This is a genomic window from Massilia violaceinigra (assembly GCF_002752675.1).
GTDB lineage: Bacteria > Pseudomonadota > Gammaproteobacteria > Burkholderiales > Burkholderiaceae_D > Telluria_A > Telluria_A violaceinigra.
This window is the reverse complement of the sequence record NZ_CP024608.1, coordinates 3,877,094-3,898,428: the sequence shown is the minus strand read 5'-3', so window position 1 is coordinate 3,898,428 and position 21,335 is coordinate 3,877,094. Positions and strand designations below refer to the sequence as shown.

The window sequence follows — 21,335 nt, the reverse complement described above, 5'->3', positions numbered from 1 at the left end:
GATCCCGTAAAGTTGTACACCGAAGTCAAAGTTCCCCGAGCCGCGCGCGCAGCGCCGCCGCCTGCTCGCCGCAGGCGGCGCGCGCGGCGTCATCCATCTTGAACAGGTTGCGGTACACCATGCCCAGGCGCTGGTTGCCCGACAGGCGCTGCGCATTGCGTTCGAAAAAATCCCAGTACAGCGCATTGAACGGACAAGCCGTCTCCCCCAGGCGCGCTTTTTTATCGTAGTGGCAGCCCTTGCAGTAGTCGCTCATGCGGTCGATGTAGGCCGCGCTCGATACGTACGGCTTGGTCGCCAGCAGGCCGCCGTCGGCGAACTGGCTCATGCCGATCGTGTTCGGCATCTCCACCCACTCGAAGGCGTCGACATACACGCCAAGGTACCACTGATGCACCTGGTTAGGTTCGAGTCCCGCCAGCAGCGAAAAGTTCCCGATGATCATCAGGCGCTGGATATGGTGGGCATGCGCATCGTCGAGCGACTGGCCGATGGCGTGCCGCATGCAGCGCATTTTCGTCTTGCCGTCCCAGAACCAGGATGGCAGCGGCGTCGTGTGGCCGAACACATTGTGCTCGCCGTAGCCGGGCATGTTGGCCCAGTACACGCCGCGCACGTACTCGCGCCAGCCGAGAATCTGGCGGATGAAGCCTTCCACCGCGTGCAGCGGCGCGTGGCCGGCGCGCCAGGCGTCTTCGGCTTCGGCGATCACTTCGCGCGGGTGCAGCATCTTGGTATTGAGGGCGAACGAGAGCATCGAATGAAACAGGCGCGGGGCGCTCGTGTGCATCGCATCCTGGTAGTCGCCGAAGTGCGGCAGGCCGTGCTGGATAAAGGCGTCCAGGTGGACGAGCGCTTCGGCGCGGTCCTGCGGCCAGACGATGCGCGCCGCGTCGGGGCGGCCGAAGCTGTCCACCCCGGTGGCTTCGATGCTGTCCCACAGCGCCGAATGATCGTGCTGCACGCGCGCATCAAACGGTTCGGGCGGCGCGCCGCGCCACGGCTTGCGGTTGTCGTGATCGAAGTTCCACTGGCCGCCGGCCGGCTTGCCGCCTTTTTCGACCAGCACGCCGTGCACCAGGCGCATCTGGCGGTAAAAATACTCCATCAGCCACTGCGCGCGGCCGGCGAAGATGCGTTCGGCCTCGTCGCGCGCGGTCAGGAAATGTTCGCTGCCGACCATCGTCCCCGGAACCGGCAGCCGCGCCGCGTAATCGGCCAATTGCAGGTCGAGCCGGTATTCGTCCGGCTCCTGGTATTCGAACCGGGTGGCGCCGTAATGGGCCAGCAGCGCGTCGATGTTGGCGGGGATCGCCTGCAGGTTGGCAGGGTCGTCGATGCGCAGGTAATGCACGCGGTGGCCCTCGCCTTCGAGCTGGCGCGCCAGCGCGCGCATGGCGGCGAAGATGGCGATGATCTTCTGGGCGTGGTGGTGGACGTAGTCGGTTTCCTGGCGCACTTCCATCAGCACGTAGACGACGTCGGCGCGCGCTTCGGAAAACCAGCTGTGCAGAGGATTGAGCTGGTCGCCCAGGATCAGTCGCAGCGTTGTCGTCGATGGCGGCATGGTTGGCGGGCAGGTCCAATCGGAGTGCGCCAGTTTATCACGCGCCACCCGCCTCCATCGGCCGCGCCGCGCGCGCCAGCAGCAGCGCCGCCAGCTCGGACGAATCGACCGGCTTGACCAGGTGATGGTCGAAGCCGGCGGCGAGCGCCAGGCGCCGGTCCTGCTCCTGGCCGTAGCCGGTCACCGCAATCAGGGTCGCGCCCTGCATGCCGTCGGCCGCGCGTATCTTGCGCGCCAGCTGGTAGCCATCCATGTCGGGCAGGCCGATATCGAGGATGCACACGTCCGGCACATGGCGCGCCGCGCTGGCCAGTCCGGCGTACGAGCCGTTTTCGGTGAGCACATCGTAGCCCGACGCTTCGAGCAGCATCGACAGCATCAGCGCCGCATCGGGATTGTCGTCCACCACCAGCACGCGCAGGGGACGCTGCGGCGCGGCCGGCCGTTGCGCGCTTGGGGCGGGCGCCGGCGCCTGGCCGGCCAGCAGCGGCAGGCGCACGGTCAGCACGCTGCCCTTGCCCACGCCCTCGCTGGCGGCGCCGACCTGGCCTCCGTGCAGTTCGACCAGGCTGCGCACCACCGCCAGCCCCACGCCCAGCCCGCCCTGCGAGCGGTCGGCGCTGCGTTCGCCCTGGGTGAACAGGTCGAATACGCGCGGCAGCAGTTCGGCACCCATGCCGATGCCGTCGTCGCGCACGGTAAGCACCAGGTGCTGGCCGTCCAGCCCCAGCTCGAGCACGATATTGCCGCCGTCGGGCGTGTACTTGGCCGCGTTGTTGAGCAGATTGGTCAGCACCTGCACCACCCGCTTATGGTCGCTCATCACCGACACCACGCCGGGCGGCAGCAGCACCGCCAGCCGGTGGCGCCGCGCTTCGATCAGCGGGCGCACCTGCTCGACGGCGTCGCCGATCATGCGCTTCATGTCGTGCGGTTTCTGGTCGGTGGAAATGAGGCCGCGCGTGACGCGCGAGACGTCGATCAGATCGTCGACCAGCGCCGTGATGTGGGCGGTCTGGCGGATGATGATGTCGGTCGTCTCGCGCAGGCGCCCGTCGTCCAGGCGCACATGCTTGAGCAGCTGGGCAGCGGAGCTGATCGGCGCGAGCGGGTTGCGCAGCTCGTGCGAGAGCATCGCCAGGAATTCATCCTTGCGCCGGTGGGCGTCGCGCAAGTCTTCTTCGGCGCGCAGGCGTTCGGTGACGTCGAGCGTCACGCCGCGCACCGCGAACGGCTCGCCGTCGGCGCCGCAGCGCACCTTGCCGCGGATGTCGAGCCACAGCATGCGCCCGTCGTCGGCGCGCCGGAAACGCACGATCTCTTCGTAGCCGCCCGCTTCGGCGATGGCGCGCTCGCGCGCGCGGCGCATGCGCGCCACGTCCTCCGGGTGGATCGATTCGCTGAGCGTGTCGATATCGGGATCGCGCCGCCCCAGCACCAGTTCGGCGTTATCCGAAAACACCATCTTGCCCGAGCCGATTTCCCAGTCCCACACCACCATGCGCGCCGCGTTCATGCCTTCGGACAGGCGCTCGGCGCTGTCGGCACTGGCCAGCTGCGCGGCGTGCGCATCGCTCACGTCGTGGCCCTGCACGAAGATGCCGCTGGGGCGCCCTTCCTTGTCGAACAGCGGCTGGTACAGCAGGTCGATATGGCTCTCGGTGACCGGCCCGTCCGCCACCCGCTGCACCGCCACCCGCAGGCCGCGCCCGACGAACGGCTTGCCGCTGCGGTAGACCTGGTCGAGCAGCGCTTCGAAGCCCTGGCCGCGCACGTCGGGCAGCGCTTCCCATACCGGCTTGCCGACCAGTTCGCGGTGCCCCACCAGCTGGTAGTAGGCTTCGTTGACCATCTCGAACACATGCTGCTCGCCGGCCAGCACGGCGATGAAGCCGGGCGCCTGGTTGAACAGGTCGCGCAGATGCCCGCGCTCGACCATCAGGATGCGGTTCATCGCCTGGTGCATCTGGGCCTGGTCGAAATGGTCATTGGCCGCATCGGTCCTGGTGTACGGCTCGACCGAGGCCACGTGCGACTGGCGGTCGAAGCGGTACAACTCGGTCACGTCGATGGCGTTCTGCGCCACGAAGGCGGTGCTGCCGTCGGCGCCGCAGATGGGGGTGTGCACGGTGCTCCAGAAGCGTTCCTCGAAGCCGCCGCCGGCATCGGGCGCGCGCGGCACCGAATAGCGCAGGAAGGCCGTGGTATCGGGCTTGCCGCTGGCGATGGCGCGCTGCAGCGAGGAGCGCACCTCGGCGATGTTGGTCGAACCGGGATCGTCCGGGTTTTCAGGGAAGGCATCGAACACGTAACGGCCCAGCAGATCGCCTTCGTCGCGGCCGGTCGCGTGCAGATACGCGTCGTTGGCGCCGATGATGTTGAGCTCCAGATCCATCAGCAAATAGGGATAGGGGGAGGCGCGAAACAGCGCCTGATAATCGGGTTGTCTGGTCATTCGGAATTGTCGCATGCGCACCCGCGCGCAAGGGGTCTGCGTGTTGCCAAACCGCACACCTGAAAAGTTGTTTTCAGTACAGCTAACGTGCGTGGCCCGACATAGTGTATGCAGTAAAATTATGCTTTTGAAATGTGGCGCCCCGTCCCGTGCCCAGGAACCCCTCCATGAGCCAGGCCAATCCCGAACATCCTCCAATGGACTTGTCGAGCTGCGACAAGGAACCGATCCGCACGCCCGGCAGCATCCAGCCGCACGGCTTCCTGCTGGCGCTCTCGCCCACGCTGGAGGTGCTGCAGGCGAGCGAGAATCTGGAACAGATGATCGGGGCCGACGCCGCGCGCGCCATCGGCCAGCCGCTCGAGCGGGTGATCGGCGAGCAGGCCAGCCTGCAGCTGCGGCCCGAACTCGATGCCGCCGGCATCGGCCAGCGCCCGCTCTATCTGTGCACCCTGGGAATCGGTCCGGCGCGCCATTTCGACGTGCTGGCGCACCGCTACGACGGCCTGCTGATCCTCGAGTTCGAGGCGGTCGAACGGGCGTCGGCGGCCGACTTCCGCCACCTGCACCGCCAGGTGGGCGACTTTTTGCTCAAGGTGAGCGACAGCGCCACGGCCCAGGCCATGTGCGAGCTGGCGGCCCAGGAAATCCGGCGCGTCACCGGCTTCGGCCGGGTCATGGTGTACAAGTTCGACGAGGAAGGCCACGGCCACGTGCTGGCCGAATGCCGCGACGACGCTTACCCGTCCTACCTTGGGCAGCGTTTTCCGGCGTCGGACATTCCGCGCCAGGCGCGCGAGCTGTACATGCTTAACCGCATACGCCTGATCCAGGATGCCAATTACACGCCGGCGCGCCTGGCCCCACCCGTCAATCCGGTCACCGGGACCGCCAACGACCTCTCGTTCGCGGCCTTGCGCAGCGTCTCGCCGATCCACCTGCAGTACATGCGCAACATGGGCACGCTGGCCTCGATGTCGGTGTCGCTGATGGTCAAGGGCCAGCTGTGGGGGCTCATTTCGTGCCACCACGCGACGCCCTGCGCGGTCGCTTTCGACAAGCGCACCGCCTGCGAGCAGCTGGGTCAGATCCTGGCCATGTGCGTCGAGTCGCGCGAAGACGCCAGCGAGCTGCAGTTCCGCCTCGACGTGCGCCGCATCATGGTGTCGATGCTGGCCGGGCTGACCCAGAGTGCCGACTTCATCGATAACCTCTCCAGCGTATTCCCGGCCCTGCTGCAGTTCGCGCGCGCCGGCGGCGCCGCCATCCTGTTCGACGACCGCCTGCTGACCTACGGCGACACCCCCGGCGAAGAGGCGATTCGCGACCTGGTCGGCTGGCTCGACCTGCACTGCCACGGCGACGTATTCCACACCGACCACCTGGCGGCGCTGTACCCGCCGGCGGCGGCCATGTGCGGCAACGCGGCGGGCCTGTTGGCCATGCCGGTCTCGCGCATCCACAAACATTACCTGCTGTGGTTCCGGCCCGAGGTGGTGCGCACGGTCGAATGGGCCGGCAACCCGCACCAGAAAGACGCGGATGGGGCGAACGCCGCGCCCATGGCGCAGCTCTCGCCGCGCACCAGCTTCGCCACCTGGCGCGAGACCATCACCGGCACCAGCGCGCCATGGCACGGCGGCGAGATCGAGCTGGCCAGCGAGTTTCGCACGGCGCTCCTGGGCATCGCGCTCGAGCGCGCAGAGCAGATGGCCGAACTGGCCGAGGAACTGGGGCGCGCCAACAAGGAACTCGAAGCGTTTTCGTATTCGGTGTCGCACGACCTGCGCGCGCCGCTGCGCCACATCGTCGGCTTTTCCGACCTGCTGCTGGAACCAGCCACCAGCGAAAACCTGGAAAAGCGCCAGCGCTTCCTGCGCAACATCAAGGATTCGGCGCGCCTGGCCGGCAAGCTGGTCGACGACCTGCTCAGTTTTTCGCAGATGGGCCGCGCCGCGCTGCGTCCGACCCTGGTCCAGATGGGCGACCTGGTACGCTCCTGCATCGACAAGCTCACCCTCGACGTCGGCCAGCGCCAGGTCGAATGGGACATCGGCCCGCTGCCGGCGATGCGCGCCGACCCCACCTTCGTGCAGCTGGCGCTGTACAACCTGCTGTCGAACGCGCTCAAGTTCACCAGCCAGAAGGAGCGCGCCGTCATCACCATCCGCGCCAGCGACGAGGGCGCCGAATGGGTGCTGTCGATCGCCGACAATGGCGCCGGTTTCAACATGGATTACGTGCACAAATTGTTCGGCGTGTTCCAGCGTTTGCACCGCATGGAAGACTTCCAGGGCACCGGCATCGGCCTGGCCAATGTGCGCCGCATCATCGAGCGCCACGGCGGGCGGGTCTGGGCCACCGGCGTGCAGGGCGAAGGCGCCACGTTTTACTTCAGCATCCCCAAAGAACTTCATATCTAAGGTACGTAACACATGTTAAAGCCCATCCTTCTGGTCGAAGATAATCCGCACGACCTGGAACTGACGCTGATCGCGCTCGAAAAGAGCCAGCTGGCCAATGAGGTCATCATCGCGCGCGACGGCGCCGAGGCGCTCGACTACCTTTTCTGCCGCGGCGATCACGCCGCGCGCCAGGTCGGCAATCCGACCGTGGTGCTGCTCGACCTGAAGCTGCCGAAAATCGATGGCCTGGAAGTGCTCAAGGAAATCCGCGGCACGGCGCACCTGAAAAGCGTGCCGGTGGTGATGCTCACGTCGTCGAAGGAAGAACAGGATCTGCTGCGCAGTTACGAGCTGGGGGTCAATGCGTATGTGGTCAAGCCGGTCGACTTCGAGGAATTCGTGCGGGCGATCGCCGACCTGGGGATTTTCTGGGCGGTGCTCAACGAGCCGCCGCCGGGGTCGCACCGCTACGTCAAGCCGCAATAGGCGCCGGGCGGCGCGGCCGCGCTCAGTGCGAGGTGACGGCGGCCGGCTTGCGCCGCCTGAGCAGGTGGCGGATGCGCGCGCTGAGCACATCGGCGTTATACGGTTTTTGCAGCAGGTTGACCTTGGCATCGAGCTTGCCTTCGTGCGCCAGCACCCCTTCGGCGTAGCCCGACGTAAACAGCAGCTGCGCCGACGGCAGCTTGGTGCGCACCACTTCGCTCAATTCCAGGCTGCTCAGTTTCCCCGGCATGATCACATCCGAAAACACCAGGTCGATTCTGGCGCCCGAGTCGATCAGTTCCACGGCATGGGCCGCGTCTTCGGCCTCGAACACCTGGTAGCCGAGCGCGGACAGCAGTTCGACCGTGCTGGTGCGCACATCCTCTTCATCTTCCACCACCAGGATCGTTTCCAGGCCGCCGAACAGGGGCGTTTGCACGTGGTCTTCGGCGTCTTCCGGTTCGCTGGCGCTGCGCTGCAGGAAAATCTTGACGCTGGTGCCGGCGCCCGGTTCGCTCTTCAACTGGATTTCGCCGCCCGACTGCTTGACGAAGCCGTACGCCATCGACAGCCCGAGCCCCGTGCCCTGCCCGGTCGGCTTGGTGGTGAAGAAGGGTTCGAAGGCGCGCTGCAACACCGCTTGCGGCATGCCGCAGCCGGTATCGGCCACTTCGACCATCACGTAGTCGCCGCTGGCAAGTTCCGACAGCATGGGCGAGCCGACCGGCACATTGGCCGCGCGGATGGTGAGCGTGCCGCCGTCGGCCATGGCGTCGCGCGCGTTGATGGCCAGGTTCAGGATCACGTTGTTCAACTGGCTCGGATCGACCGTGGTGCTCCACAGCTGCTCTTCGATGTCGGTGACGATGACGGCGCGCGGACCGAGCACGCGGCGCATCATTTCATCCATGTCGCGCAGGACCGCGGCCGGATTGACCACCACCGCCTGCAGCGGCTGACGGCGGGCGAAGGCCAGCAGGTGGGCCGACAGCCTGGCGCCGCGTTCGACCCCGGCCAGCGCGATATCGATGCGGGTGCGGGCGCTGTCGCTCACGCCGCCGAGCAGCTTGAGCAGCTGCAGGTTGCCGCCGATGATCTGCAACACGTTATTGAAGTCGTGCGCCACGCCGCCGGTCAGCTGGCCGATCGCTTCCATTTTCTGGGCCTGGTGCAGGGCCGACTGGCTCGCCGCCAGTTCTTCCTGGCTGCGCCGCAGCGACACGAACGCTTCGTCGCGCTGCTTGCGCGCGATGTAGGCGCCGCTGTGATAGCGCACGCGCGCGGCCAGTTCGCGCCCATCGGGCCACTTGACCAGGTAATCGTTGGCGCCCGAGGCAAAGGCGCGGGCCTTGATCTCGGCGTCTTCCTCGGACGAGAGCAAAATGACCGGCACATGCTCGGTGTCGCGATGCTGGCGCAGCAGGCGGATGACGTCGAAGCCGTCGGCCCCCGGCATGCGCAAGTCGACCAGCACCACCGTGGCATCGACCTCGATGGCCAGCTCGACGACACGCTCGGACTGCGATGCGTAACGCAGCGCCACGTCGGAGCAACCCTCAAGGCAATGCGCGATGAAGTCCTCGGCGAAGGGCTCATCGTCGATCAGCAGTACCGAACAGGGATAGGATTTGTCGTCGATCATATGTATTGCTATAACATAAATTCAATTATATTTTACATGAGGACAAGCTGTTTTGAATGCAACAAAACCAACCGTGCGCAGGGCCGCTCAGTCCAGGCGGACCAGCAAAGGCTGGTGGTCCGGGCCCAGGTCGTCCATCGCCACGCCGACCTCGGCCAGGCGCGGGGCCAGGTCGTCGCTGACGAAAACGAAGTCGCAGGTGAACGGATCGGCCGGGCGCCCCGGATGGTCGTGCAGGCAGACGCTGGGCGCGTGCGCCCGATCTGGATGGCGCAGGCGCCAGGCATCGGCCCAGGCGGGCGTGCCATCGTCAAACGGTGCTTGCAAACAATGATATTCCCAGGAACCGGGCAGGAAATTGCAGTCGCCCGCGAGAATGGCGGCGCCGGCGCGCGGGGTGGCGCAAAACGGTCCGGCGGCGGCGCCGGCCCTGGGACGGGCGGCGTGCGCGGCCGCCTCGCGCTGCAGGTCGCGCAGGCGCTGCACCTGGGCGCTGCGCTGCAGGCGTGAAAAATACTCCAGATGGGTGGTGATGACGCGCACCAGGCCGAGCGGCGTATCGAGCGTCGCTTCGAGCGCGATGCGCTGCATGCTCATCACATCCGGGTCGGGCGGCCATGGCAAGGCGTGGCGAATCACTTGCCATACCGGATAGCGCGACAGGATCATGTTGCCGAACATGCGGCGCTGGCCCCCCTCCCCCGCCGTGTCGCAAGCCAGTCCGGTTACCGGCACATGCGCGGGAAAATGCGCGGCCAGCAGCGCAAACTGGTTGGCGCCATCGCAGCCGGGCATGTCGGTGTAGCCGGACGATACTTCCTGCAAGCAAATTGCGTCGGCATCGGCCACGCCGCGCAGGCTTGCGGCCGTATGCGCGATGTTGCACTCGCCGCCCGGCGTACGGCCGCGCTGGATATTCCATGTGATCAGGTTCATGCCGGTCGCCTCCACACAGTGATCAAGTGCTCAGGCTAGCCCGGTCATGCCGCGCGGGGATGATGCAAGTCAGGCGGGCGCCAGTTGACGTTCCGGCCACGTCATGCGGGCGGCCAGGCAACAGATGAAGCGCGCATCGTCGACATGGAACAGGCCGGGGTCGGTCCGGTCCTGGGTGCCGATAAAGAACAGCCAGCCTTTGATCTGGCTGTCGCGCCGGGCCTGTTCGACCGATTCCGCGCGCGCCGCCTCGATTTCGTGCAACAAGGTGCGGCGGCGCGTATCGGACCAGCCCGACCAGTCGACCCGCAGCCGGCACAGGCTCAGGTAGCCCCGCGTGGCGCTGTCCCATTGGCCGGCGCTCAGGGTCAGTTCGCAGTGCGTGTCGCTGACGACCGGTTCCACTTTCCAGCGGATCGGCGCATGGAACAGGTGGCGCGGATTCTTGAAGAAGGCCGGTTTTTTGTTGGGGATGAGCCAGAACAGCTGGGCGTAGGTGCTGCCCCAGACACCCGGGATCTCGAGCGGCAGGTAGGCGCGGTCGTTGGGGAAGTTGATGTAGGTGCGGCACAGCGGACGGATGGTCTTGACGGTGTGGCCGTGGTACTGGCGCCTGGCGGCGCCGCGGGCGGCGGCATGGACGGCGGCCAGCGTGGCCGATCCGAACGCGGCGCTGGCGTGACCGGCGGGGCCGGCCGGATGCGCGTCGCTCAGGCTCAGCTTGCTGGGGAATGGCATCGGAAAGCCATCGCTGCCGCCGACCCGCTCTTGCCGGGCGCGGCTGACGATCGTGTTTTCGCCATCGACGTCGCAGCCCTGCGCGTGATGATTCCCTTTACCGAGCGTGAAATACGGGCGGCGCTTGTTCACCGCCGGGTTGTACGATGCCGGAAATACCCTGGTGGCGCAGCCGCGGCAGACATAGGCGTCTTTATCGACCACGTCCATATTCCATAATTCTTCCGCCTCGACCAGCTCCCCGCTATGGAGATTGCGCGCCACATCCATGTTCAGCTCCAAACCAGCTTGAAGGCCGATTATGCGCGGGGTATTTGCACAAGGTTTGAGGCAGGCTAATACGGGAGAAGTCCGTGCGAAAACGCGACGCCAATGAAAAAGGGCCTGCAATTGCTTGCAGGCCCTTTCAAATTCTGGCTCCCCGACCTGGACTCGAACCAGGGACCTGCGGATTAACAGTCCGTCGCTCTACCAACTGAGCTATCAGGGAAAAGAGGCCGTATTATATAGGCCTCAGGCGAATTTTAGAAGTAGAAATTACCGAAAATGCCGATGTGGTCGCCTTTGGTCTCGCCGTTGCGCAAGACGTAACGACGGTCACGGTAGGTGTAATCGTAGGTTTCTTTCACGAGACGCACTTTGAGGCCAACACTCGGGCCGAAGAAGTACTCGCCTTCGACCACGGCGCCGACGGTGTTATCGAACTCCTTGTAGATGCCGGAGCCGAAACCTTTGCCGTTCAGCTTAGGGCTGGACACATAACGCACGCCGCCGCCGAAGCGGAAGTTTTCGGTCGGGTGAAAGTACCCCAGCAGTTCGATCGGGAAACGCTTGAAGGTCACGTCGCCGTTTTCGGCGCTGGCCTGGTCAACGTGAAAACCCACGGTGCTCTGGATCGAGAACTGGCGATTGATGCGATAGTCGACACCGCCCACGAAGGCGATCAGGCCGCCGGCGCGCACATCGACCGAACCACCGTGCTCGTATTCAGCGGTAGCGAGCTTGTCGCCACCACCGGTCAGGCCCATGCCGACAACGAAGCGCAACGGATTGCCTTCGGCGGGAGCGTTTTGTGCCTGGGCCGAGCTCAGGGATGCGATCGCAACAGCGATCACGAATGCAATTTTTTTCATGGTATTTTTAGATGTAAGGTTCGGATAACGCGCGGGAGTGCTGCGTATTTACCAGGCAGTATGATACTTGCAGGGATTGCAAATAGGCAAGGAAGAATGCCGCAAATCGTTGTTTATAGGTAACAAACAGTGCGAATCCGAACAACTTACAAAAAAGGCCACGTTGTTCAACGCGGCCTTCTGCAATTCTGGCTCCCCGACCTGGACTCGAACCAGGGACCTGCGGATTAACAGTCCGTCGCTCTACCAACTGAGCTATCAGGGAAAAGAGGCCGCATTATATCGGGCAAAAACGGGACTGTCCAGTACCCGTGTTCGACGGACGTTTCTGCGGCTGCACGTCAGGTTCGATGAGAATACGCTCAAGGCGGGCGAGAGGTCAGCTGCAAGCGCGTCCCGGACGCGCCCCGGGGTACGGCGCGCGCCAACGTTATCAGAATAAACTTGATTCTTGCTTTTAAACCCTTACTCCGTACATACTGACGGATGCCCCAACTTTCCCCCGCCTTGTCCGCCGCCGCCTTCGCCCCCGCCTCTTTTCTCGCAACCCTATTAGTGAGCAAAATGTTCGCCAAAGAAATCGAAGGAAACGGCGGGGAATATATGCTGTTCGTGTTTGTCGGCAGCATTTACTACCTGGTCCTGTGCTCGATTGGCGTGTTCGTCTTCCGCTTCATTCTGCGCCGCTTGCCGGGCAAGGAACTGCGCATTGGTTTTATTGCAGTAAGCAGCATCGCGATGCTGGCGGTGCACGGCATCCCGGGCTGGTTTGTCATGCTGGTCGGTACGACCCTGACCGTGGTCACCTATCGCGCCGAAGTGAAGAACGCGAACAACGCCCGCGCCCTCGAACAATTCGACACCCATGGCGCTTAGGCAAACTCCCCCGCCGGGGTTTCTCGGACATTACCGCAATCCGCTGTGGCGCGCCGCCGGCATGACCGGCACGCGCGCCGTGTCGATTGTCGAAGGCACGCGCGGCGGCTACCAGTTCACCGTGCTCGAACTTGAACATCGGTCTATGCGGGTGAGTAACGAAAACGGCAACGACATCACCACGGTATTCATTCTCAAGCTTGGCCGCGCCTCCGACACCTGGCAAAACAATCTATCCAGCTCCAACGGGTCGACCGTGTGGCTGGACAATGACACCCTGTACCTGGCCCGCATCGGGGTCGACACTCCCGTCGCCGACTGGAACGACCTGCTCGCCCATGCCATTCGCGCGGCCGGATACGCCACCGATGCGCCGAGCCCGACGCCGATTCCCGAGCCGCGCATCCGCGCCAAGAACGATGAAAGCAGTATTCTGTTCTGGGCCGTTACCGCAGGCTTGCTGCCCGGTTTTTCCGTCGTCTGCGGCTTTTTCATCCTGGCCTTCGACATCCTGAACCGGCTCATTGGCCGGTGTTATCCGACCACGGGGAACGCGGCAGGGCTGTCGGAACATAACCAGATCCTGTTCGGACTGGCGCTGTGCCTCCCGCTGATCGGGCACTTCTTTGGCTTTAAAGTCATGTACGACTATTATGGGCGCCCAGGCTTTTTCTGGCGACTGCTGCTCAATATCGCGCTGACCGGCATGCTGACCGTTGGCGGCTTTGCGATCGCAATGGAATGGACCAAACTGAGCCCGGCCGCGCTGGCCGCGCAACCCGCATGCGAGGTGGTGCGGCGGTAGTGGCGCGTACACGCCATCATCGGTGCGGCGCATGACGATGCAGCGAGCGTGTGCGGGCGCCCTTGACCGCAGGCAAGCGTTGCATCAACAGCGAGGACGGCAAATCCCGCGACGCAAAGCCGTTCGCAAGCCGAAACGAGCACGCATAGCGGCGAATGTCAGCCGCCCATTTTTCCCCGGCGTGACCAACGGCACTGCGCGGAGCAGGCTGCGTTCTCGCGTACCGCTTTTCCAAACGCCGGTATAATCAAACCCACGATGCATGACAAGTATAATTTCACAGGAACAATAGCTGACTCCAGCGACCTACCTGTCGAAGTTCAGAATGAAAGGACCGGCTGATGGCTCCTGCTGAAACCAAAGTGCTCACCGCGCACGTTCCGTTATCGTTGGCAGACAAGGTTGACGAGCTGGCCGCCCGGCTTGAGCGTTCGCAGGGATGGGTTATCAAACAGGCCCTGAGCGCATGGGTCGATCAGGAAGAAGAGCGCAGCCGCCTCACGCGTGAAGCCTTGGCCGACGTCGATGCGGGACGCGTCATCGATCACCAAACGATCCAGCGCTGGGCTGATAGCCTCGCCACGGACAACCCGCTTCCGGCACCCATGGTGCCCTGATGCAGCCGCAATGGACCAGCAAGGCGCTTGCTGACCTGGTCCGCCTGCATGAATTCCTTGCGGCCGTGAATAAGCCCGCAGCGGCGCGCATGTTGAAGTCGCTCATGGCAGCCCCGGCAAGTTTGGTGGCAAATCCACGCATGGGCGAAAAACTCGACGAATTTGAACCGCGCGAGGTCAGAAGAATTCTGGTGGGCCACTATGAGATGCGCTATGAAATAGCCGGATCCGCGGTCTATATTCTGCGCGTGTGGCATACGCGCGAGAAACGCTAAATGCCGACAGGAGAAATGTGCGCCGCATCGGACAGCACAGTTCACCACTGGAACACACGAGCGTCAACGAAAAAAGCCACGCAAAGGCGTGGCTTTCTTCTCAATTCTGGCTCCCCGACCTGGACTCGAACCAGGGACCTGCGGATTAACAGTCCGTCGCTCTACCAACTGAGCTATCAGGGAATAAAAGAAACATTATATGCTGTAATGATCAGACCATCAAGTTGTTGGCAGTAATCGCTGCAGCACCATGCTCTTCTTCGACTTCATCTTTCGATCAATTCGAAGAAGCAAGATATTAAAGGACTTTGGCGATGGCGTCAATCACGCGGTCGATATTTTTCGAATTCAGGGCCGCCACGCAGATGCGGCCGGTGTCGACGGCGTAGATCGAATGTTCAAGGCGCAGGCGCTCGACCTGCTGCTTGGTCAGGCCCGAATACGAAAACATGCCGACCTGCTCGCGCACGAATTCGAAATCGTGCGCTGGCGCTTTTTCCTTGAGCTTTTGCACGAAGGTGTTGCGCATTTCCTTGATGCGCACGCGCATGCCGGCCAGTTCCTCTTCCCACAGTTGGCGCAGTTCCGGGGTGGTCAGCGCGGTGGCGACCACCTTGCCGCCATGGACCGGCGGGTTCGAGTAGTTGGTGCGCACCACGCGCTTGAGCTGCGAGAGCAGGCGCTCTGCTTCTTTCGCGCTGGCGCCAAGCACCGACAGGGCACCGACGCGCTCGCCGTACAGCGAGAACGACTTCGAGAACGAATTCGAGATCAGCAGCGGACCACCGGCGGCGGCAAACTTGCCCACCACCGCGCCGTCTTCGGCAATGCCCGATCCGAAGCCCTGGTAAGCCATGTCGAGAAATGGAATCAGGCCGCCGGCGCCGATGGCGGCAATCACCTCATCCCATTGGGCGGGCGTGATGTCGGCGCCGGTCGGATTGTGGCAGCAGGCGTGCAGCAGCACGATGGCGCCCTTCGGCATGGCTTTCAGGTCGGCCAGCATGCCGTCGAAATCGACGCCGCGCGTGGCCGCGTCGTAGTAGCGGTAAGTGTTGACGGTGAAACCGGCGCTCTCGAACAGGGCGCGGTGGTTTTCCCAGCTCGGATCGCTGATATACACGCTGGACCCCGGAGCGAAGCGCTGCAGGAAGTCGGCGCCGATTTTCAGCGCGCCGGTGCCGCCGATGGCTTGCACGGTGACCGCGCGCTTCTCTTGAATAATCGCGCTGCCGGCACCAAATACCAGCTCTTGCACAGCGGCGTCGTACGCAGCCAGGCCTTCGATCGGAAGATAGGTGCGCGGCGCCAGTTGCTCCATCAGCAGCTCCTCGGCTTTGCGTACGCACGCGAGCAGCGGCACTTTGCCATTGTCGTCATAATAGACACCCACGCCCAGATTGATTTTGGCTGGATTGGTGTCCGCATTGAACGCCTCGGTGATGCCCAGGATCGGGTCACGCGGGGCCATGTCGATGGCGCTGAAGATGGTGGCGGAAGCTGTTGAAGTCATCGTGGTAAACTTGAGTGTCGGCTGGGTTGTATAGACAGCGACCCATATACTGATTGGGTGTTTCCTGGGCCGCAAGCGGGACACCATTCTAACAAAGGTCTGATCGTATGGCTGAATTATCCGTTGCACACGACCCGTCACCGACCGTCGTCACCTTCCCCGATTCCCCGTTCAAGCTGCACCAGCCGTTCGAACCGGCCGGCGACCAGCCGAGCGCGATCGCAGGGCTGATCGAAGGCATCAACGACGGGCTCTCGTTCCAGACCCTGCTCGGCGTGACCGGCTCGGGTAAAACCTACACCATGGCTAACGTGATCGCGCGCGCCGGCCGTCCGGCGATCGTGTTCGCGCCGAACAAAACCCTGGCCGCGCAGCTGTACTCGGAGTTCCGCGAATTCTTCCCGCAAAACGCGGTTGAATATTTCGTGAGCTACTACGATTACTACCAGCCGGAAGCCTACGTGCCGCAGCGCGACCTGTTCATCGAAAAGGACTCGTCGATCAACGAGCATATCGAGCAGATGCGCCTGTCGTGCACCAAGTCGCTCATGGAGCGGCGCGACGTGGTCATCGTGGCCACCGTGTCGGCGATTTACGGTATCGGTAACCCGAGCGAATACCACCAGATGATTCTGACCCTGCGCGCCAAGGACAAGGTCGCGCAGCGCGACGTCATCGCGCGCCTGATCCAGATGCAGTACACGCGCAACGAAATCGATTTCGGGCGCGGCACCTTCCGCGTGCGCGGCGACACCATCGACATCTTCCCCGCCGAGCATGCGGAACTGGCGATCCGGGTCGAGATGTTCGATGACGAAATCGAGTCGCTACAGCTGTTCGACCCGCTCACCGGACGCATACGCCAGAAGATCCCGCGCTTTACCGTCTATCCGGGATCGCACTACGTCACGCCGCGCTCCACGGTGCTGCGCGCGATCGAATCGATCAAGCTCGAACTGCGCGACCGGCTCGAGTACTTCCGCCAGGAGAACAAGCTGATCGAAGAGCAGCGCCTCGAGCAGCGCACCCGCTTCGACCTGGAAATGATGGCCGAAATCGGCTTCACCAAGGGCATCGAGAATTACTCGCGCCACTTGTCGGGCGCCATGCCGGGCGACCCGCCGCCGACCCTGGTCGACTACCTGCCGAAAGACGCGCTGATGTTCCTCGACGAGTCGCACGTGCTGGTCGGGCAGCTCAACGCCATGTACAACGGCGACCGTTCGCGCAAGACCAACCTGGTCGACTATGGTTTCCGCCTGCCGTCCGCGCTCGACAACCGCCCGCTCAAGTTCGAGGAATTCGAGGGCAAGCTGCGCCAGACGATTTTTGTGTCGGCCACGCCGGCCGAATACGAGAAAACGCATTCCGACAATGTGGTCGAACAGGTGGTGCGTCCAACCGGCCTGGTGGACCCGCTGGTGATCGTCAAGCCGGCGCTGTCGCAGGTCGACGACCTGATGTCCGAAATCCAGGACCGCGTCAAGAAGGATGAACGGGTGCTGGTGACCACGCTCACCAAGCGCATGTCGGAGCAGCTGACCGAGTACCTGAGCGACCATGGCATCAAGGTGCGCTATCTGCACAGCGATATCGAGACGGTGGAACGGGTCGAGATCCTGCGCGACCTGCGCCTGGGTACCTTCGATGTGCTGGTCGGGATCAATCTGCTGCGCGAGGGCCTCGATTTGCCGGAGGTGTCGCTGGTGGCGATCCTCGACGCCGACAAGGAAGGCTTCCTGCGTTCCGAGCGCAGCCTGATCCAGACCATCGGGCGCGCGGCGCGCAACCTGAACGGGGTGGCGATCCTGTACGCCGACCGCATCACCGATTCCATGGAAAAGGCGATCGGCGAGACCGAACGCCGGCGCGCCAAGCAGATCGCGTACAACATCGAGCATGGCATCACCGCGGTCGGCATCAAGAAGCAGATCAAGGAGCTGATCGACGGCGTCTACAGCCCGCAGCAGGCGCGCGACACCCTGGAGGCGGCCAAGGAAACCGCCAAGGTCGAGTCGATGAGCGAGAAGCAGATCGGCAAGGAGATCAAGCGTCTCGAAAAGCTGATGGTCGACCACGCGAAAAATCTGGAGTTCGAGAAGGCCGCGCAGGTGCGCGACCAGCTGCATGTCCTCAAGCAGCAGGCGTTTGGCGCGCCAGGCACCGACAATGTCGTGTCGATCCTGGGCAAGTAAAAAAAACAGGCCGGGCGGCGCCACCCCCCGGCACCGCCGCCCGCCTTACCGCCGTCTCCTCCTTCGCGCAGGAGACGGCAGCGCCCCGCCTGTGGATTCAAGGCGAGCGGCGAACACAACACTTCAGAGCGACTTGATGAACTCGCGGATGCCCGCCAGGAACATCTCGACCGCCATCGCACTCAAAATCAGTCCCATCAAGCGTTCGAAAGCGGTCATCACTTGCGGGCCGAGTTTTTCCTGCAATCGCTCGGCGCTCAGGAACACGGCCAGCCAGACCAGCGCCACGGCCACCAGCGCGCCCACGTGAACGACGACTTCGACGGTCGAATTCGACGAAAACAAGAGCACGGTCGCCAGCGCCGACGGTCCGGCAATGGCTGGAATGGCCAGCGGCACGATGAACGGCTCTCCCCCCTTTTCGGTGTCGCCGAACATGCCGCCCGGCTGGGGAAAGACCATCCGCATGGCGATCAGGAACAGGATCACGCTGCCGCCGATGCGCAGCGAGATTTCGGACAGCTGCATGGCCGCCAGCAGATGGCGCCCGAAGAACATGAACAGCAGCAGCACGAAGAAGGCGATCAGGCACTCGCGTACCACGACTTTCCAGCGCCGCTCGGCCGGCACGTTGGCCATGGCGCTGACGAACAGCGGGACGTTGCCGAACGGGTCGGTGACCAGGATCAGCAGGATAAAGGTTTGAATAAAAGTTTGGGTCATCCGACATGATAACTTGCCGCACGGCACATGCACCAGTGTGCTGAATTCGTGGCAAAAATCATACAACAAACCGTCCGCGCCGACCGGTGGTGATGTTGAACACGCGCCCCATGAAACGCCTGAAATGTACGCGCTAACATCGACAGAGGTTGCTGCCCGCCTGCCGTCGCCTGCGCGGTGTTTCTTGTTGACTTGCTGAAAAACGCAGCATAGTGTTGCTTATAACAAAACAATGAAAGGAGATCCACCATGTCTGTTTTTCATTACCGCGCTTGCACATCGCGGGGCCTGGCCAGCCTCGGCGCCGTGCTGCTGGCCGCTTGCGGCGGCGGTGGCAGCGCACCGGACCAGGTTTCCGCGTCGGCGCCCACAGTACCGCTCTCGGCCCCGCCTGTCGCTCTTGCTGGCGAGGTCGGCAAGCAAGCGGAAAGGAGCGCCCTGCTCTCGCTCCAGTCTGCCAATCCGCTGACCCCTGCGCCGCCGCTGGGGCTGCCGGCGCCGATCGGTACCACCCTGACGACTTTGCAGCTGATTAACAAATCCACTTACCCGCAATACAACGTCCCGCTCACCTTCGGGCAAGTCTTTGCACCGGGAGCATTCCCTGCGGCAGGCGGGCTGACCGGTGTGTATGCCGGCGCCGCGCTGCCCTTGCAGGTCAACATCAAGGCCAGACACGCGGATGGATCGGTACGTCACGCGATCATCACCGCGGTCCTGCCGCAGATGGCCGCGGGCCAGAACGGCACGCTGGCGCTGAACGCCGCCGCCGCGCCGCCGCCGGCCGCTGCGACCGGTCCGGACGCCCTGCTGGCCAGCGGCTTCGACGCGACCGTCAAGCTGACCCTGGCGGGCCAGTTGTACACGGCCTCGGCGGCCGAACTGCTGCGCGGCACCGCATACCAGACCTGGCTGTCCGGCCCGATGGTCAATGAATGGCAGGTGTCGGCGCCCTTCAAGTCGGCTGCCGGCGTGAACCATCCGCACCTGAGCGCGCGCTTCGCCATCCGCTCCTACCGCTCCAGCAGCGATGCCCGGGGCAAGGTAAGGGTCGACGTCACGGTCGAAAACAACTGGGCCTACGAGCCGGCCCCGAAAACCTTCACCTACGATGCCGAAGTGCTGATCAGAGGCAAAAGCATCTACAACATCGCCGCCCTGCCGCACTACCACCACGCGCGCTGGCGCAAGGTGTTCTGGCCCGAACTCGAACCGTCGGTCCACATCAAGCACGACACGGCCTACCTGATCGCCGCGAAGGCGGTGCCGAACTACGACCAGAGCCTGACCATATCGCCGGACGCACTGACCACCATGAAGACCGCCTGGGACACGGCCAAGGCGGGCCCGATGGGCATGGCCATGGTCGACAAGTACATGCCCGCGACGGGAGGCCGTCCGGATATCGGCCTGAACCATGCATGGGGTGCGATGTACCTGCTCAGCATGGATGAGCGCGCCAAGGAAGTCACCGTCGGCTTGAGCGACCTGAGCGGAAGCTGGCCGATGCACTACCGCGACCGCAACACCGGCCAGCCGGTATCCATCTTCGAGTACCCGTACGTGCGCGACGTGCGCATCAGCAGCGACAGCTACAACCGGGCGCTCAACCGCTGGGAAGACATGCCGCAGTGCACTCCCGCCATCGAGTGCAAGACGCCATACACCCCCGAGACGGCGCACCACCCATCGTTTTCCTACCTGCCATACCTGGTCACCGGCGACACCTATCACCTCGACGAGCTGCACTTCTGGGCCAACTGGAACCTGATCACCCAGAACCCGGCCTACCGCAGGCACGCCACCGGCCTGGTCATGAGCCACCAGGTGCGTGGACAGGCGTGGTCATTGCGCTCGCTGACGCAGGCGGCCTACATCGCGCCGGACGATCACCCGCTCAAGGGCTACTTCAACAAGATCGTCGACAATAACGTGGACTGGTACACCGCGACCTACGTCACTGGCAACAGCAACCAGTTGGGCTTCCTCGACAACAGCGGCGGCAGCGCGGTCGTTTACGGCGGCCCCGGCGGCCCGAAAACCGGCATGGCGCCATGGCAGGACGATTTCTTCACGTCCAGCGTGGGCCAGGCGTATGAACTGGGCTTCACCAAGTCCAAGACCTTGCTCGACTGGAAAGCACGCTTCCCGGTCGGCCGCATGACGGCGCCCGGCTATTGCTGGGTGGACGGCGCCGAGTACGCCCTGTCGGTGCGCGCCACTGCGACGTCGCCGTATTTCACGACGTTCGGCCAGGCTTGGCAGGCAACCGTCCGCGCGGCGGACAATACCGACCTGGTCAACAGCACCGGCCAACGGTATGTGGACCAGCCGTGCGGCAGCCAGTTGCAGGCCGACTGGCGCACCCAGCGCGATCGCGACGAGAAACGGGCTCGCGCGCCATGGCTGGCCGGCGAGATGACGGGCTATGCAAGCTCGCCGGAAGGCTTCCCGGCCAACATGCAGCCGGCGCTGGCGATGGCCGCCAGCACCGGCATCCCGAACGCGCGCGCGGCATGGGACGTGTTCGCCAGGCGCGCGCTCAAGCCCGACTACACCAAGCGGCCGCAGTTCGCCATCGTGCCGCGCTAGTGTCCGGGGCCGGACCCCGGCCCCCGGCGCATCAGTCCTGCCAGCGGGTGCTCCACGGCGCACCCGCCAGTGCCGCCTCAACTGCAAAGCAGCGGCTGCGCAGTCGACCGGCGCAGCACCGTGCGCGCGACCTCGAACCGCTCGCCGCCTGGCGTGCGCATCACGTCATGGGTGTGGCCGACGCTGATCGGGAGCGTCCGTCTTCCGTCTCCATGGTGAAAGGTTCAGTCCGATGCCTTGCGTGGCCGACCATGTCGGTTTGAATGAAAGTTTGGGTCATTCGGCCTGACGAATTGCCGCCCAACTCCTGCGCCGTTGTGCTGAATTCGTGGCGAAAATCAGACAATTGAACATAGTGTCGAGCCGCCATGATTTTG

At 63.9% G+C, this 21,335-nt stretch carries 16 protein-coding genes and 3 tRNA genes; 8 read left to right on the top strand and 11 right to left on the bottom strand.

Annotated elements, in window-relative coordinates; genetic code table 11:
- Nucleotides 1-25: 25 nt before the first annotated feature.
- Both CR152_RS17400 and CR152_RS17395 read right to left on the bottom strand, forming a co-directional pair.
- A complete protein-coding gene (locus CR152_RS17400; RefSeq protein ID WP_099882434.1) occupies nucleotides 26-1,567 on the bottom strand; it encodes a cryptochrome/photolyase family protein in 1,542 nt (513 codons plus the stop codon).
- Nucleotides 1,568-1,604: 37 nt separating this feature from the next.
- Nucleotides 1,605-4,022: a PAS domain-containing hybrid sensor histidine kinase/response regulator gene (locus tag CR152_RS17395; protein ID WP_167399904.1), complete on the bottom strand. Its 2,418-nt coding sequence runs from the start codon at nucleotides 4,020-4,022 to the stop codon at nucleotides 1,605-1,607.
- Nucleotides 4,023-4,189: 167 nt separating this feature from the next.
- On the opposite strand from CR152_RS17395, the gene CR152_RS17390 reads away from it, so the two are divergent.
- The gene (locus tag CR152_RS17390; RefSeq protein WP_099876420.1) at nucleotides 4,190-6,445 is read left to right on the top strand and encodes an ATP-binding protein; all 2,256 of its coding nucleotides are present in this window, start codon (nucleotides 4,190-4,192) and stop codon (nucleotides 6,443-6,445) included.
- A gap of 12 nt (nucleotides 6,446-6,457) precedes the next feature.
- Nucleotides 6,458-6,913 (top strand): response regulator, encoded by a 456-nt coding sequence (locus CR152_RS17385; protein ID WP_099876418.1) that lies wholly within the window; start codon nucleotides 6,458-6,460, stop codon nucleotides 6,911-6,913.
- Nucleotides 6,914-6,935: 22 nt separating this feature from the next.
- Here the strand turns inward: CR152_RS17385 and CR152_RS17380 are convergent, their stop codons facing one another.
- The 6 genes from CR152_RS17380 to CR152_RS17355 form a co-directional block, all read right to left on the bottom strand.
- The gene (locus CR152_RS17380; RefSeq protein ID WP_099876417.1) at nucleotides 6,936-8,555 is read right to left on the bottom strand and encodes a response regulator; all 1,620 of its coding nucleotides are present in this window, start codon (nucleotides 8,553-8,555) and stop codon (nucleotides 6,936-6,938) included.
- A gap of 87 nt (nucleotides 8,556-8,642) precedes the next feature.
- Nucleotides 8,643-9,491 carry an endonuclease/exonuclease/phosphatase family protein gene (locus tag CR152_RS17375; RefSeq protein WP_157778564.1) on the bottom strand — a complete coding sequence of 283 codons (849 nt, stop codon included), beginning with the start codon at nucleotides 9,489-9,491 and terminating at the stop codon, nucleotides 8,643-8,645.
- A gap of 69 nt (nucleotides 9,492-9,560) precedes the next feature.
- Complete coding sequence (locus CR152_RS17370) at nucleotides 9,561-10,499, bottom strand: hypothetical protein (RefSeq protein WP_157778563.1); 939 nt, start codon at nucleotides 10,497-10,499, stop codon at nucleotides 9,561-9,563.
- A 144-nt stretch (nucleotides 10,500-10,643) separates the two neighbouring features.
- A tRNA-Asn gene (locus tag CR152_RS17365) sits at nucleotides 10,644-10,719 on the bottom strand.
- A 34-nt stretch (nucleotides 10,720-10,753) separates the two neighbouring features.
- Nucleotides 10,754-11,362 (bottom strand): outer membrane beta-barrel protein, encoded by a 609-nt coding sequence (locus CR152_RS17360; RefSeq protein ID WP_099876412.1) that lies wholly within the window; start codon nucleotides 11,360-11,362, stop codon nucleotides 10,754-10,756.
- Nucleotides 11,363-11,551: 189 nt separating this feature from the next.
- A tRNA-Asn gene (locus tag CR152_RS17355) sits at nucleotides 11,552-11,627 on the bottom strand.
- Nucleotides 11,628-11,926: 299 nt separating this feature from the next.
- Between CR152_RS17355 and CR152_RS17350 the strand changes: the two genes are divergently transcribed.
- The 4 genes from CR152_RS17350 to CR152_RS17335 all read left to right on the top strand — a co-directional run bounded on the left by CR152_RS17350 (nucleotide 11,927) and on the right by CR152_RS17335 (nucleotide 13,935).
- Entirely contained in the window at nucleotides 11,927-12,238 is a 312-nt protein-coding gene (locus CR152_RS17350; protein WP_099876410.1) for a hypothetical protein, read from the top strand.
- On the top strand, nucleotides 12,228-13,043 hold the full coding sequence (locus CR152_RS17345) for a hypothetical protein (protein WP_099876409.1): 816 nt from the start codon (nucleotides 12,228-12,230) through the stop codon (nucleotides 13,041-13,043). Before CR152_RS17350 ends, CR152_RS17345 begins: the two co-directional genes overlap by 11 nt.
- 341 nt (nucleotides 13,044-13,384) lie before the next feature.
- Nucleotides 13,385-13,660: a CopG family ribbon-helix-helix protein gene (locus tag CR152_RS17340; RefSeq protein WP_099876407.1), complete on the top strand. Its 276-nt coding sequence runs from the start codon at nucleotides 13,385-13,387 to the stop codon at nucleotides 13,658-13,660.
- Nucleotides 13,660-13,935, top strand: coding sequence for a type II toxin-antitoxin system RelE/ParE family toxin (locus tag CR152_RS17335; RefSeq protein ID WP_099876406.1), 276 nt, complete (start codon nucleotides 13,660-13,662; stop codon nucleotides 13,933-13,935). Before CR152_RS17340 ends, CR152_RS17335 begins: the two co-directional genes overlap by 1 nt.
- A gap of 107 nt (nucleotides 13,936-14,042) precedes the next feature.
- On the opposite strand, the gene CR152_RS17330 is transcribed toward CR152_RS17335, so the two are convergent.
- A tRNA-Asn gene (locus CR152_RS17330) sits at nucleotides 14,043-14,118 on the bottom strand.
- Between the two features lie 115 nt (nucleotides 14,119-14,233).
- A complete protein-coding gene (locus CR152_RS17325) occupies nucleotides 14,234-15,448 on the bottom strand; it encodes an amino acid aminotransferase (protein WP_099876404.1) in 1,215 nt (404 codons plus the stop codon).
- 107 nt (nucleotides 15,449-15,555) lie between these two features.
- Between CR152_RS17325 and uvrB the strand changes: the two genes are divergently transcribed.
- Entirely contained in the window at nucleotides 15,556-17,643 is a 2,088-nt protein-coding gene (uvrB, locus tag CR152_RS17320) for an excinuclease ABC subunit UvrB (protein ID WP_099876403.1), read from the top strand.
- A gap of 123 nt (nucleotides 17,644-17,766) precedes the next feature.
- Here the strand turns inward: uvrB and CR152_RS17315 are convergent, their stop codons facing one another.
- The gene (locus CR152_RS17315) at nucleotides 17,767-18,366 is read right to left on the bottom strand and encodes a MarC family protein (RefSeq protein ID WP_099876401.1); all 600 of its coding nucleotides are present in this window, start codon (nucleotides 18,364-18,366) and stop codon (nucleotides 17,767-17,769) included.
- Nucleotides 18,367-18,615: 249 nt separating this feature from the next.
- On the opposite strand from CR152_RS17315, the gene CR152_RS17310 reads away from it, so the two are divergent.
- Nucleotides 18,616-20,958 (top strand): hypothetical protein, encoded by a 2,343-nt coding sequence (locus CR152_RS17310; protein ID WP_229413432.1) that lies wholly within the window; start codon nucleotides 18,616-18,618, stop codon nucleotides 20,956-20,958.
- Nucleotides 20,959-21,335 lie beyond the last annotated feature (377 nt).

Excerpts from the sequence above, each read along its gene's own strand:
- CR152_RS17315 (WP_099876401.1), bottom strand. The coding sequence starts at position 18,366 with ATGACCCAAACTTTTATTCAAACCTTTATCCTGCTGATCCTGGTCACC.
- CR152_RS17395 (WP_167399904.1), bottom strand. The coding sequence starts at position 4,022 with ATGACCAGACAACCCGATTATCAGGCGCTGTTTCGCGCCTCCCCCTAT.
- CR152_RS17385 (WP_099876418.1), top strand. The coding sequence starts at position 6,458 with ATGTTAAAGCCCATCCTTCTGGTCGAAGATAATCCGCACGACCTGGAA.
- CR152_RS17340 (WP_099876407.1), top strand. The coding sequence starts at position 13,385 with ATGGCTCCTGCTGAAACCAAAGTGCTCACCGCGCACGTTCCGTTATCG.
- CR152_RS17350 (WP_099876410.1), top strand. The coding sequence starts at position 11,927 with ATGTTCGCCAAAGAAATCGAAGGAAACGGCGGGGAATATATGCTGTTC.
- CR152_RS17390 (WP_099876420.1), top strand. The coding sequence starts at position 4,190 with ATGAGCCAGGCCAATCCCGAACATCCTCCAATGGACTTGTCGAGCTGC.
- CR152_RS17380 (WP_099876417.1), bottom strand. The coding sequence starts at position 8,555 with ATGATCGACGACAAATCCTATCCCTGTTCGGTACTGCTGATCGACGAT.
- CR152_RS17345 (WP_099876409.1), top strand. The coding sequence starts at position 12,228 with ATGGCGCTTAGGCAAACTCCCCCGCCGGGGTTTCTCGGACATTACCGC.
- uvrB (WP_099876403.1), top strand. The coding sequence starts at position 15,556 with ATGGCTGAATTATCCGTTGCACACGACCCGTCACCGACCGTCGTCACC.
- CR152_RS17310 (WP_229413432.1), top strand. The coding sequence starts at position 18,616 with ATGTCTGTTTTTCATTACCGCGCTTGCACATCGCGGGGCCTGGCCAGC.
- CR152_RS17375 (WP_157778564.1), bottom strand. The coding sequence starts at position 9,491 with ATGAACCTGATCACATGGAATATCCAGCGCGGCCGTACGCCGGGCGGC.
- CR152_RS17335 (WP_099876406.1), top strand. The coding sequence starts at position 13,660 with ATGCAGCCGCAATGGACCAGCAAGGCGCTTGCTGACCTGGTCCGCCTG.
- CR152_RS17325 (WP_099876404.1), bottom strand. The coding sequence starts at position 15,448 with ATGACTTCAACAGCTTCCGCCACCATCTTCAGCGCCATCGACATGGCC.
- CR152_RS17360 (WP_099876412.1), bottom strand. The coding sequence starts at position 11,362 with ATGAAAAAAATTGCATTCGTGATCGCTGTTGCGATCGCATCCCTGAGC.
- CR152_RS17400 (WP_099882434.1), bottom strand. The coding sequence starts at position 1,567 with ATGCCGCCATCGACGACAACGCTGCGACTGATCCTGGGCGACCAGCTC.
- CR152_RS17370 (WP_157778563.1), bottom strand. The coding sequence starts at position 10,499 with ATGGATGTGGCGCGCAATCTCCATAGCGGGGAGCTGGTCGAGGCGGAA.